This is a genomic window from Gramella sp. MAR_2010_147, assembly GCF_900105135.1.
Taxonomy (GTDB): domain Bacteria; phylum Bacteroidota; class Bacteroidia; order Flavobacteriales; family Flavobacteriaceae; genus Christiangramia.
The window spans coordinates 199887-213168 of record NZ_LT629741.1 but is presented as its reverse complement, the minus strand read 5'-3'; the positions used below and the strand labels follow the sequence as shown (position 1 = coordinate 213168).

10 protein-coding genes are annotated in these 13282 nt (G+C 37.6%); 4 read left to right on the top strand and 6 right to left on the bottom strand.

What is annotated here, in order from left to right; all coding sequences use genetic code 11:
• Nucleotides 1–46 precede the first annotated feature (46 nt).
• From BLT95_RS01025 to BLT95_RS01010, 4 genes are all read right to left on the bottom strand, one after another.
• On the bottom strand, nt 47–1900 hold the full coding sequence (locus tag BLT95_RS01025) for a CocE/NonD family hydrolase (RefSeq protein WP_089664222.1): 1854 nt from the start codon (nt 1898–1900) through the stop codon (nt 47–49).
• A 172-nt stretch (nt 1901–2072) separates the two neighbouring features.
• Nucleotides 2073–3386, bottom strand: a complete 1314-nt coding sequence (gene tilS / locus BLT95_RS01020) for a tRNA lysidine(34) synthetase TilS (protein ID WP_089664221.1) — start codon at nt 3384–3386, stop codon at nt 2073–2075.
• A gap of 95 nt (nt 3387–3481) precedes the next feature.
• Nucleotides 3482–4774 (bottom strand): aminodeoxychorismate synthase component I, encoded by a 1293-nt coding sequence (pabB, locus tag BLT95_RS01015; protein ID WP_089664220.1) that lies wholly within the window; start codon nt 4772–4774, stop codon nt 3482–3484.
• Nucleotides 4775–5311, bottom strand: coding sequence for an NADPH-dependent FMN reductase (locus BLT95_RS01010; protein WP_089664219.1), 537 nt, complete (start codon nt 5309–5311; stop codon nt 4775–4777). It lies immediately after the preceding gene.
• A 102-nt stretch (nt 5312–5413) separates the two neighbouring features.
• Here BLT95_RS01010 and BLT95_RS01005 point away from each other — a divergent pair, with 102 nt between their 5' ends.
• On the top strand, nt 5414–6292 hold the full coding sequence (locus BLT95_RS01005) for an aldose 1-epimerase family protein (RefSeq protein WP_231896385.1): 879 nt from the start codon (nt 5414–5416) through the stop codon (nt 6290–6292).
• A 71-nt stretch (nt 6293–6363) separates the two neighbouring features.
• Entirely contained in the window at nt 6364–7707 is a 1344-nt protein-coding gene (locus BLT95_RS01000; protein WP_089664217.1) for a DEAD/DEAH box helicase, read from the top strand.
• Between the two features lie 357 nt (nt 7708–8064).
• Here the strand turns inward: BLT95_RS01000 and lpdA are convergent, their stop codons facing one another.
• On the bottom strand, nt 8065–9468 hold the full coding sequence (lpdA, locus tag BLT95_RS00995) for a dihydrolipoyl dehydrogenase (RefSeq protein WP_089664216.1): 1404 nt from the start codon (nt 9466–9468) through the stop codon (nt 8065–8067).
• 157 nt (nt 9469–9625) lie between these two features.
• Complete coding sequence (locus tag BLT95_RS00990) at nt 9626–10084, bottom strand: Lrp/AsnC family transcriptional regulator (protein WP_089664215.1); 459 nt, start codon at nt 10082–10084, stop codon at nt 9626–9628.
• Nucleotides 10085–10241: 157 nt separating this feature from the next.
• On the opposite strand from BLT95_RS00990, the gene BLT95_RS00985 reads away from it, so the two are divergent.
• Both BLT95_RS00985 and nhaC read left to right on the top strand, forming a co-directional pair.
• Nucleotides 10242–11456 (top strand): aminotransferase class I/II-fold pyridoxal phosphate-dependent enzyme, encoded by a 1215-nt coding sequence (locus BLT95_RS00985; RefSeq protein ID WP_089664214.1) that lies wholly within the window; start codon nt 10242–10244, stop codon nt 11454–11456.
• A gap of 158 nt (nt 11457–11614) precedes the next feature.
• Nucleotides 11615–13087: a Na+/H+ antiporter NhaC gene (nhaC, locus tag BLT95_RS00980; protein ID WP_089664213.1), complete on the top strand. Its 1473-nt coding sequence runs from the start codon at nt 11615–11617 to the stop codon at nt 13085–13087.
• Nucleotides 13088–13282: the final 195 nt, after the last annotated feature.

Sequence of the window (13282 nt, the reverse complement as noted above, 5' to 3'; positions counted from 1 at the left end):
CCCTAACAACTTCCATTCAGGAATTTTGATTCTGGCTATTTAATCTCTAATCTTCTAATACTGAAAATTTAATGGCTGAATCTCCAAAAACGGTATGAGTCTGTTTCTGAAAATCTTCCTGTTCAGCTTCGAAAATATTATCTACAAATGTCTGCGGATTTCTGTCTATCAATGGAAACCATGTACTTTGAATTTGTACTTGCAGCTTGTGTCCTTTCTTAAACGTATGGTTAATTCCCTGTAATTTAATATTCACATCAGTCTTTTTGTTCGCCTCAAAAGCTTCAGGATCTTCAAAGCTGTTTCTAAATCTTCCTCGCATCACCTCACTTCTAACCATCATATGATAATTGCTCATTTTGAGATGCGGCATCGTTTCTTCATAATTTTCAGCATCTGGCGGGTAAACATCTACCACTTTCACTATCCAGTCTGCAGCGGTTCCGGTAGTTGCTACTTTAAGCATAGCTTCTATTGGGCCGGAAAGTTTCATATCTTCTTCCAATACTTCAGTTTCAAAAACAAGCACATCCGGTCTTCTTGCAGCAAAACGCTGATCTCCCGTCATATATTCACGCGGGGTAAATACCATTTTGATCTCATTATTATAAGAAACCGGCTTTTCAGGATCACTGATGAATTCTTCCTTATTATCGGTTGGCTCTTGTGTAAATTTCTGATCATCTCCTAAATACCATGTTTTAGAAGATGTGTTTTTTGGAGGCCACTCTGCATAATCATTCCATTGTCTAAGACCTGTGTCGTAAATATGAGCCTCAGGAAGTCTTAGCATATCTTTGGTTTTCTTTTTCAGAAAATGATTGAAGAATTCAGTTTCATAATCTCTCTGGAAATGAGTTGAGATACTATCTCCAAAATAAACATTTCCAACACCCTGTCTGCCAGATTCTCTTGCCCAATCGCCATGACTCCAGGGTCCAAAAACAATGCTATTATAGTTATCGCTATTCTCTTCGATACTTTTATAGATAGCAAAAGGGCCGTAAAGATCTTCCGCATCAAATAATCCTCCAACGATCATCACCGCCGGTTTGATATCTTTCATATGCTGAACAATGCCTCTTTTTTGCCAGAATTCATCATAATTGGGGTGATCTTTCAATTGCTGCCAGAATTCATTATCTTCTTTATAATACTCATCCAGATTACTTAGCGGACCATTATCCATAAAAAATTGATACTGATCTTCAGTACCTAGTTTTGGGAAATCGTACCAGGCTGTATCTGTTGGTTTATCATGCTGATATCCAAAAACTGCCGTAGCTCTCCAGTAGCTCAATAAATAAGCTCCATTATGATGAAAATCGTCAAAAAAGAAATCTCCGATACTGGCCTGTGGAGATGCAGCTTTTAAAGCTGGGTGTCCACTCAATAAAGAGTAGGTCGCATAGAATCCCGGATAAGAAATCCCCCAGGTTCCAACTCTTCCGTTATTATTTTCAACATTATTAATTAACCATTCTATCGTGTCATAGGTATCACTTGCTTCATCAAATTCTTTCCCTTTTTTATTCGGAATATAAGCCCTCATATTGTCATATTTCCCTTCACTCATCCATCTACCCCGAACATCCTGGTAGACGATGATATTACCTTCCTTCATCATGATCTCATTCGGGCCAATTTTAGAACGGAATTGATCTTCTCCATAAGGTCTTGAACTATATGGAGTTCGTTGCATCAATATTGGGTATTCCTGCGATGTGTCTTTTGGAGTATAGATAGTGGTATGAAGTTTTACACCATCCCTCATTGGGATATCTACTTCCATCTTATCATAGTTTGATTTTACGTCATATTCAGTTTCCGACTGCGCTAAAACCGGATTCATTACAAACAAAAGAAGTATTGAAAACAGGGGGTATTTGAAGATTTTCATTTATCAGATTTTTTTTAAAGTCCCTAAAGATAGAAATTAGCCTTTTAAACCTAAAAGAAAATAAGGCCTAAAGATGATTTGGACATAGATAGGAGATGCTGAAAAAAGTTAAGCAGGATAATAAATTGTAAAAAGTAGTTCTGAATTTGATTCTGGATCTTCGAAAAAACAGCTAGGTAATACAAATCTTGAGAATCTTAGAATCTGAATTTTCTACCGCAAAACGATTATCTGCCCGGTGATTTATAATCCATACTATTTCTTCTCCCGAACACAGGATCCACGTATGTTCTTTCTCTGGTAACGAGAATTTTTCATCTTTGAAGAAATCGCTTAATTTCTTTTTTCCATTCATTCCGAACGGATAGAAAAAATCGCCTTTTTTCCATTTTCTAATAGTAAGAGGAAAGTTTAATTTTCGTTCAGGAACATAAATACAGCCAGACGATATTTCACCTATCTTTTCCACTTCATTAATATGAAAAGTTCCCATACCCGGGATCATCACAAGATCTTCCTGCCTGCTCAGTCTATATTCGCTATTCCCAGATTTTTCGTAATGCTCTGTAAGCAACAATTTCTTCCTGTCTTTTATAAGACGATGAGAATCTGACAATACCATTTTACCGGTTTGCGCATCCATAAGATCGTATACGTCACCCCACTCGGTAAAACCAAATGATTTTAATAACTGATATAAGATCTGCTTCTGGTTAGGAACTTTTTTAATGAACTCTATATCTATCGCGTACCCATATTTGTCCTTTTGAACCAGTTTTGGATACAACAGGCTTATATAATCTTCTACCAGATCCAGGCTTTCCTGAAGATGCTCCTGGGTTTTTGAAAAACCATCAAGCAATTGAGGATTTAGTTCTTCCATTACGGGAATTATCTGATGCCTTATCTTATTCCGCATATATTTATCAGAAGCATTACTACTATCCTCTCTCCATTTGTAGTTCTTCTTCCTTGCAAAATCTTCGATCTCAGATCGCTTAAAAGCTAAAAGAGGTCTCACTATATAATTCTTTTCCTTTTTTATACCGGTCAAGCCTTCAGGTCCGGTTCCGCGGATAAGATTGATCAAAAAAGTTTCCAGATTATCATTGGCGTGATGCGCAGTGAGCGTATAATCAAATTGTATAGAACTGCTTAGCTCTGCAAACCACTCGTACCTTAGCTCACGGGCTGCCATTTGAACCGAAACACCGTTATTTTCAGCAAAATTGAGCGTGTTAAAACTTTCAGTATAGACTTCAACCTCAAGTGAATCACCAAGGTCTACCACGAATTTCTCGTCCCCGTCACTTTCATCTCCGCGTAAATTGAAGTTACAATGGGCAATGGCGAAATCCAGTTTCGCAATATGACATAGATGAGCCAGTACCACGCTATCCACCCCTCCGCTAACCGCAAGTAAAATCTTACTCCCGCATAGATAAGGATAATCTGTTTTTACAAGATTCTTGAAGGTTTTTTCCATTGTTTCCCAAAGATACAAATGCCCATTCTAAATTCTTCCCACAGGGAAAGACTTTTTTCTCTCTAAAGGAATCAGAAAAACCGCAATTTTATATCTTAAAGATTGGTAAGCACCTCGCGCATCGCTTTTGCCTTTAGAAGACATTCGTCGTATTCTTTTTCGGGATCAGATTTCGCAGTGATCGCACCGCCTACTGAAAATGACAAATACTTGTTTTCTGAATTGTACAGAATACTCCGTATCACCACATTAAAGTCAAAATCGCCTTCCGGCGTAAAATAGCCAACAGCACCGCTATACAATCCGCGTTTAGACTCTTCCAGTTCTTCAATGATCTTCATCGCTGAAATTTTAGGAGCACCGGTCATGCTTCCCATAGGAAAACTGGTTCTTAAAGCTTCCACCGGCGGAATATTATCTGCAATTTCTGCGGTAACACTCGAGACCATTTGATGCACCTGTTTAAAGCTGTACACCTTGCATAATTCATCTACTTTTACACTTCCTTTTTTCGCGATCCTAGAAAGATCATTTCTAACCAGATCTACAATCATCACATTTTCTGATTGTTCTTTTGGGTCTTGTGCAAGTTGCGCCGCAATTTGTTTATCTTCTTCAATATTCTCAGCCCTTCTGGCCGTTCCTTTAATTGGCTGAGATAAAAGTTCCTGCCGGTGTTTTCTTAAATATCTTTCGGGTGAAGCTGAAATAAGATTAACATGCTCCAATTTTAGAAAAGCTGCAAAAGGCGGACTCGAAATTTCATTAAGAGATCTATAAATATTGAAAGGATCTATCGTTACATTTTCAGCATAATATTCCTGGCAAAAATTGGCTTCATAAATATCTCCCCTATGAATATGATTTAGCATCAAGCCAATTTTTTCAAGATATTCGTCTTTTGAAATTCTGGCATTCACTTTAACCGGAGTATGTTCTGGATCCACTTTTATTTCAAAATCCTGAATAGCTTCAAAATCGTCTTCGATCTCATCATCAACCATTTTTAAATAATGGAACTCAATTTGGTCGTTTTTAATGAATATCAACTTTTGAGGCTGAAAAAAGTAAAGATCCGGAAAATGAAGCCCGTCAAAATTTGAAGATTTCAGGTTTTCCACATCATTTTTGAGATCATAGCTCAAATATCCAAAGATCCAGTCTGCGGTAGTTTCCTGGTATTCCTTTAGCTTATCAAAAGCATTTAAATGATCGGTTTTAATAGCCGTAAAAGCTTCAACAGCAAGAATTGCTTCATACTCTCCCGTATTCGATTCATAATCATTACTATCCAACCACGCAATTTCCTGAAACTGCCTGCTCCATGACAACAAATTTTGTTTAAAATTCTTGTACTCCTTTACTGAGAAAATCCTGGAAGTTCGCACTTAACTATCAATTTGGTGCGCAAAGGTAGTAAGCACATCCTCAATTCCCATGTCCAACACCTCGTTTATCACCTTACCATCCTGAAAATTATCTTTAAAAGACGGCAGACTGAAACTTTCGATCACTTCCCCTCCAAATCTTGCAAAGATATTTTTTGAGTATTCCAACGAGGAACTAGCACCTCGTTTTCCCGGCGAAGTACTTATTAAAAGAATCTTCTTATTCTCTAAAAAATTCCTGTTCACCCTGGAAAGCCAGTCAATAATATTTTTAAAAAACGCCGAAGGACCTCCATTATGTTCATTTACAGCAATAATTAGAGCATCACTTTCTACTATTAGATTCTTGATGATCGTTGCATTTATAGGAAAACCTTCATTTCTTTCAATATCTGCACTATAGATTGGTAATGGATAATCAGTAAGCTTAATTCCCTTTATCTGGTGATTCTGAATTCTTCCAACGATATGATCTAATAATTCCTGATTTATGGATGTGCTGCTATTAGAGCCTGCAAAGGCCAGTATTTTTTTCATTCGGTTAATTTTCGTCTAAAAATACCGAAAATAAATAAGGTTAGAAGATTTAGCTTTTCCTGCTATAAAGGCTTTTGTAACTTTATTCAAAAATCAGCTGTTTTGAAAAAACATTTTATTGAAAATGATTTTCTAAAGATCACTGTAAAAGAGACCGGTGCTGAACTTTGCAGTATTTTAAATAAAGAGAATAATAAAGAATATATCTGGCAGGCCAATCCTGAAATTTGGGGAAGCCATGCTCCTAATCTGTTCCCTGTTATTGGCGTTCTAAAAGAGGGGAAATATCATTTTGAAACTAACGAATATGAAATCCCCAAACACGGATTTATTCGCCATAATGAGAATATTCGGCTTAAAGAAAGATCTGAAAATCAGCTCGTTTTTGAACTTCTTTATTCTGAAGAAACTTTAAAAATGTATCCCTTTAAATTCGATTTCAGGATCGCTTTTACGCTAAATAAAAAATCCCTGGAGGTAAACCATCATATTATCAACCTGGACAACAAACCAATTTATTTCTCCTTAGGCGGACACCCCGCTTTTAATATTCAGCTTTTTGAGAATGAAAAGATCGAAGATTATCACATTGAATTTGACCAAAAAATGGATCTTGATACTTACGTTCTTAATAATGACGGCCTTGTAAGTTCAAACACAAAAAAGGTGCTGAAAAATGAAAGTTCGATTAGACTAACAAAAGAAATTTTTAATAGTGATGCACTTATCTTCAAGAATATCAAATCTAAAGTAGTGGACCTCGTAAGCGAGAAAAACGGTAAAATACTTTCGATTGAATACAGGGATTTTAAAAACCTGGGGGTCTGGGCAAAACCTGGCGCTCCCTATGTTTGTGTCGAGCCCTGGCTGGGAATTTCCGATATAGAAGGAACCGATCAAAACCTGAAAAATAAAGAAGGAATAATAAAACTTTCTGCGGAAAAAGAGTTTGATGCAAACTACACTATTAGCATTGTATAATTTTACTTAGCCTAAGCGGGTAAAACTTTGAGTTTCATGCCGTACCTTTGTGCAAAATTAAACTTCACGCTTTGAGTTTTCAGGACCTAAATTTAAATACCCCTTTACGTAATGCTTTGGAAGATCTGAATTTTCAGACTCCCACCCCTATCCAGGAACAGGCATTTTCTTCTATCATGTCTGGAAGAGATGTGGTGGGAATTGCACAAACGGGAACAGGAAAAACCTTTGCATACCTATTGCCATTACTACGAATGCTTAAATATTCGGAACAAAAAAATCCACGTATTCTTATTATGGTGCCTACCAGAGAACTGGTAGTTCAGGTAGTAGAAGAGATTGAAAAACTGGCTAAGTATATCAATGTTAGAGTTGCGGGAGTTTATGGCGGAGTGAATATCAACACACAACATCAGGATCTAATGCAGGGGCTTGATATCGTGGTTGCTACTCCCAGGAGATTGTACGATCTTGTATTGAGAAGAGCTGTTCAATTGAAATCTATTCAGAAATTTGTAATTGATGAAGTTGATGTGATGCTGGATCTGGGTTTCAAGTTCCAGGTAAATAATATTATTGAACTTCTTCCCACCAACAGGCAAAGTATCATGTTTTCAGCAACCATGACTGAAACGGTTGAGGAAATGATCGATGCTAACTTTAAAGCTCCTGAAAAAATTTCAGTAGCTGTAAGCGGTACACCTTTAGAAAACATTGATCAACAGGGATATAAAGTTCCTAATTTCTATACTAAGGCTAATTTATTAAAACACTTACTGGCAGATTCTGAAGTCTATCACAAGGTTTTGATTTTTATTGGTGATAAGCGAATTGCAGACAGGCTCTATGAAAATCTTGGTGAAGAATTTCCAGGAGAAACCAGCTTGGTGCATACCGGAAAAAGTCAGAATTACCGGCTTAAAAGCGTAAGTGATTTTGGTGAAGGCGAGTCCAGAATTTTGATCGCAACAGATGTAATGGCTCGTGGACTGGATATTGAGAATGTTTCACACGTGGTAAATTTTGATACCCCACAATATCCTGAAAATTACATGCACAGGATTGGTAGAACAGGACGTGCCGAGAAAAAAGGGCAGTCCTTGCTATTTACTACGGAAAATGAGCAGGAATACCTGGACGCTATTGAAGAATTAATGCAGACTGAAGTTCCGAAATATGAACTTCCCGAAGAAGTTGAAGTAGCTACAGAATTAATTCCTGAAGAAAAGCCGAGAGCGATTGAAATTAACAATCCTAATAAAGTGGTTGATGAGGCCGGGCCGGCCTTTCATGAGAAAAAAGATAAGAATAAGAAAGTAAATCTTGGTGGTTCCTATAGAAGGGAGATCGCACAGAAATATAAAAAACCTAAAACAAGAGGCGATAAAAACGCTAACCGCAGAAGGAAGAAATAATAAAGGAGCGCAATCGCGCTCCTTTTGTTTTCGTTTAAATAAGTTAAATCGTCATCCATAACTTGATTCAGGATCTATAGAGAAGCGGAATCAAGTTCAGGATGACAAAGAATTAATTGATTAAACTTTTAACTTCTATTCTTTTTCTTTGCTGCCTTTGCAGCTCTCTTCTCTTTTAAACTTAATACCGGCTCTTTCTTGGCCGAATTCTTTGAAGGCGATTTTTCTTTTGCCATGATTTCTAAAATTTAGGATTAACCGAATAAATGTAGTGAATGTTCTAATATGAAAATCAAAAAAATATTCCAAAAAAAAAGCCCCGCATTAGCGAGGCTCTTATTCTATATTTAATAAATCTTATATATGCAAAGCCCTGTTTTCGGTAGCCGCTAAGGCTGCTTCTTTCACGGCTTCAGCATAGGTTGGATGGGCGTGACTCATTCTAGCGATATCTTCGGCAGATGCTCTGAACTCCATGGCAGTTACTGCTTCAGCAATTAGATCTGCCGTTCTTGCACCGATCATATGCACTCCAAGAACCTCATCGGTCTTTTCATCAGCAAGGATCTTTACAAGTCCGTCAATATCTCCACTGGCTCTGGAGCGTCCAAGAGCACGCATCGGGAACTTACCTTCTTTATATTTTACTCCTTCTTCCTTCAATTGTTCTTCAGTTTTTCCAACTGCAGCAACTTCAGGCCAGGTATAAACAACACCCGGAATCAGGTTATAATCGATATGCGGCTTCTGCCCTGCCATCAATTCAGCAACCATAGAACCTTCTTCTTCCGCTTTATGCGCAAGCATGGCTCCACGTACCACATCTCCGATCGCATAGATATTCTCTACATTGGTTTGCAGGTGATCGTTCACTTTCACTCTTCCTTTATCATCCAGCTCTACTCCGGCAGCTTCAGCGTTCAATCCATCTGTAAAAGGACGGCGTCCTACTGAAACCAGGCAATAATCACCTTTCAATTCGATCTCTTTATCTTTTTTATCATCTGCTTTTATGATGATCTCATCGCCATTTCTTTCTACCGACTTCACTTTTGTACTGGTATGGAATTTTACTCCCTGCTTTTTCAACACTTTTTGAAGTTCTTTTGAAAGCGCACTATCCATCGTTGGGATAATCCTGTCAAGGAATTCCACCACAGTAACCTCAGCACCCAAACGACGATAAACCTGTCCAAGTTCTAATCCAATAACTCCACCACCAATCACGATCATGTGTTTAGGAACTTCTTTCAACTTTAGAGCTTCTGTAGAGGTGATCACTCTTTCCTTATCTAATTCGATAAAAGGAAGATTTGCAGGCTTGGAACCGGTTGCGATAATGGTCTTTTTCGCTTCGATAGTTTGAGTCTCCCCGTCTTTTTCAATATTGATATGAGTTTTGTCTTTAAAAGAACCCACCCCTTCAAGAACATCAATTTTATTCTTATCCATTAGGAACTTTACTCCGTCGCAAGTCTGGCTTACTACCGAAGATTTACGTTCCATCATCTTTTCAAGATTTAACTTTACTTCTCCCGGAATCTCAATTCCGTGCTCTTCAAAATGCTTGATCGCATCATGAAAATGGTGAGAAGAGTCTAAAAGTGCCTTACTTGGGATACATCCCACATTAAGACAGGTTCCACCAAGAGTGGAATATTTCTCTATGATTGCAGTTTTCATTCCCAGTTGGGCGCAACGAATAGCGGCTACATATCCACCAGGTCCAGATCCTATTACTGCAACATCATATGTACTCATAATTATGTGTTTTTTTGTTTTTCAAAAATCGATCGTAAAAGTACGACTATTCTCTACAATGACCAATACCCAGTTATCAGTTATAAGAAAATGGAATTATCGTCTTACATTAGAAAGCTTTATTCGAAACTTTTCACTTTTCACTTTTCACTGAGAGCTATAGACTAATAAAAGTACTTTGTTTCACCTTATTGATCGTAAAAATACTTTTAGTACTTCCAATATGATCTAAAGTGGTGAGTTTTGTTACTAAGAACTCCCTGTAAGCATCCATATCTTTTACCAGAACCTTTAAGATATAATCAAAATCACCGCTAACATGCAGGCATTCTATAACTTCCGGAAGACCGTTAATTTCCTTTTCGAACCTGTTTAAAAAATCTTTTTTATGCTGAATGAGTTTTATCTGGCAAAGCACCATAAACCCTCTTTCCACACTTTCTGGATGTATCAATGCTACATATTTTGAGATAATTCCCTCACGCTCCAATTTTCGTATACGCTCATAAACAGCAGTGACAGAAAGACCGAGATCATTCGATATTTCCTTATTTGTTTTTTTAGTATCCTGTTGAAGATGATTTAGAATTCTTTTATCGAGTTCATCAATTTTCATCCCTTTAAAATTTTCAGGTAATCAGATCAAATATACTTCAAAATAGATTTTAAATCTAAATTATCCACTTAAAACAGTTTTATTTTCTATAAATACAACACAATATTGACTTTATAACAATTAACTATGAGATTTGATTTTATAAAACTCAAAAATCATGAAATATAAACCGGCAGATAGAATCCAGGATCTACAGTACTTTGGAGAATTTGGTGGAGTAAATCCATCGATCTCTGATTCGTCAACTTACACCTTCCTTTCAGCAAAGACGATGTTTGATACTTTTGAAGGAAATGCAGAAGGTTGTTATTTATACTCGCGTCACTCTTCCCCTTCCAATCTTTATCTTGGGGAAGCCCTGGCAGCCATGGAAGGCACCGAAACGGCTAATGTTTCGGCTTCCGGAATGGGTGCGATCACTTCAACTTTAATGCAATTATGTAATGCCGGCGATCATATTGTTTGCAGCAGAACTGTTTATGGAGGAACTTATGCTTTTCTGAAGAATTTCGCTCCTAAATTCGGGATTAAAACCACTTTTGTAGATATCACAAAACCTGAGCTGGTCCATGCTGCGATTCAGGAAAACACAAAAGTTATCTATTGCGAATCTGTAAGCAATCCTCTTTTGGAAATAGCAGATCTGGAAGCCTTATCTAAAATATCCAAATCTCACGGCCTTAAACTGGTAGTAGACAATACTTTTTCTCCGCTTTCTATAAGTCCGGCAAAATTAGGTGCCGATGTAGTGATTCACAGTCTTACAAAATTCATCAATGGAAGCAGTGATACTGTAGGCGGTGTAGTTTGTGGAACAAAAGATTTTATCAACGAGCTTAGAAATGTAAATGATGGCGCAGCAATGTTACTTGGGTCTACAATGGATAGCCTTAGAGCAGCCTCTATTCTGAAAAACCTAAGAACCCTTCATATTCGTATGAAACAACACAGTCATAACGCGATGTACCTGGCACACAAATTTCAGGAAGATGGATTTAAAACCGTCTATCCGGGCTTAGAATCTAATCCGGGACATGATACTTTCAGAAAAATGATGAACGAGTCTTATGGTTTTGGCGGAATGCTAACTATTGATGTTGGTTCCCTGGACAAAGCAAATGAACTAATGGAACTCATGCAAGAGCGAAATCTGGGATATCTCGCCGTTAGCTTAGGATTCTATAAAACACTCTTCAGCGCACCAGGAACTTCAACTTCTTCTGAAATTCCTGAGGAAGAACAAAAAGAGATGGGATTAAGTGATGGTTTAATTCGTTTTTCGATAGGTTTGGATAACGATATTGCAAGAACTTATGAGATCATGAAAGAATGTATGATTAAAGTTGGGGTTTTAGATACTGAAATGGTCTAAAATTTTGCAGGATTAAGCCGAAAGTCGTAAAATTACGATCAGAAAAAATGATCAATATTAACGACCGGTTTTAAATTTAGGAGCCTCACGACAAGCCTGATGTAATTCAGGGATGTCGTGAGGCTTCATTTTTACCGTATATAAAGCACTCAAACTAAATGGAAAACTCTACCGCGAATCCTGAAAATGAACCTGTAATTCAAAACCGGGAGCTAAATATCTGGGAAGCTCTAATTCCCGTTTTCGCGCTAATTGCCATGCTGGCATTTAATGTTTTCGTATTTGGTGATGATGCTTTAAGTGGGTCTAATCAATTTATTTTATTATTAGGAGGAGCAGTAGCAGCGATCGTAGGTTACTTCAACAAGGTCAAATTTGATACAATGATCGATGAAGTTGCCAGTAACATTCAGAGTACCGCCGGGGCGATCCTTATTTTATTAATGGTAGGAGCTTTAGCTGGAACCTGGCTTATAAGCGGAATTATTCCTACCATGATCTATTATGGACTTCAAATATTAAATCCAACGATATTTCTCGCTGCATGTGTGATCATTTGCTCGGTAATCTCTCTGGCTACCGGAAGTAGCTGGACAACCTCTGCAACGGTGGGTATTGCGTTAATCGGAATTGCTGATGCACTTGGAATTTCTTTGGGAATGACTGCCGGAGCCATACTTTCCGGAGCTTATTTTGGTGATAAGATGTCGCCATTAAGTGATACCACCAACCTTGCGCCTGCCATGGCCGGCACCGATCTTTTTACACATATTAGATACATGGCACTAACTACCGTGCCTACCATCACCATCACGATAATAGCATTTATCATTATTGGGCTGAATCTCGATACCAGTGGAAGTACAGATACTTCTTCTATCCTGAATTCTATAGATGCCGCTTTTAATATAAGTCCGTGGTTATTTATCGTTCCAGTATTAGTGATCGTATTAATAGTTAGAAAGACTTCTCCCCTAATTGCATTGCTATTAGGAACCCTGATGGGAGCAATTGCCGCTTTGATTGCACAACCTGAAGTGGTGCTTGCGGTTAGCGGAATGGAAAACCTGAATTTTGTGAGCGGTTATAAAGGGATTATGAATGCAATTACCGTAGACACTGCTGTTGAAACCGATTCAGAAGCCCTGAATGATCTTTTTGCAGCTAGCGGAATGGCTGGAATGCTTGGTACCATCTGGCTCATCATTTGCGCGATGGTCTTTGGAGGAATTATGGAATCAATTGGAGCACTTGCCAGGATCAGTAAAGCTTTATTAAATCTTTTCCATACTACTTTCGGATTATTTGCAAGTACTGTTTTTAGCTGTTTGGCTTTGAACGTAACTGCTTCAGACCAGTATTTAGCGATCGTAGTTCCGGGAAAAATGTTTGCAAAGGCCTATAAGGATAAAGGTCTTGCTCCTGAAAACTTAAGTCGAAGTTTAGAGGATTCCGGAACGGTAACTTCAGTTTTAGTACCATGGAATACCTGCGGGGCTTACCATAGTGGTGTATTAGGAGTTCCGGTATTATCATATGCAGGTTACGCCTTCTTTAATTATCTAAGCCCGTTTATGACATTATTATTCGCGGCAGTTGGAATTAAAATAAAAATGCTTTCCAAAAAATAGTTTTAAAACTATCTCTTTTCTAATGTTAATTTGCTGATAATTTGACAATTATAGAGTCTCACTATTGCACTTATAAATATCTATAGATAAACCCTATCAAACAATAAACTTTAAAAATTTTTAAAGTTTCGAAAACTGCAATTAGAGACTAATTTTGTGGTGTAGAAAAAGAAAAGTTTAATTTAAAAATAATAG

Excerpts from the sequence above, each read along its gene's own strand:
- BLT95_RS01025 (WP_089664222.1), bottom strand. The coding sequence starts at position 1,900 with ATGAAAATCTTCAAATACCCCCTGTTTTCAATACTTCTTTTGTTTGTA.
- tilS (WP_089664221.1), bottom strand. The coding sequence starts at position 3,386 with ATGGAAAAAACCTTCAAGAATCTTGTAAAAACAGATTATCCTTATCTA.
- BLT95_RS01010 (WP_089664219.1), bottom strand. The coding sequence starts at position 5,311 with ATGAAAAAAATACTGGCCTTTGCAGGCTCTAATAGCAGCACATCCATA.
- lpdA (WP_089664216.1), bottom strand. The coding sequence starts at position 9,468 with ATGAGTACATATGATGTTGCAGTAATAGGATCTGGACCTGGTGGATAT.
- BLT95_RS00990 (WP_089664215.1), bottom strand. The coding sequence starts at position 10,084 with ATGAAAATTGATGAACTCGATAAAAGAATTCTAAATCATCTTCAACAG.
- BLT95_RS00985 (WP_089664214.1), top strand. The coding sequence starts at position 10,242 with ATGAAATATAAACCGGCAGATAGAATCCAGGATCTACAGTACTTTGGA.
- nhaC (WP_089664213.1), top strand. The coding sequence starts at position 11,615 with ATGGAAAACTCTACCGCGAATCCTGAAAATGAACCTGTAATTCAAAAC.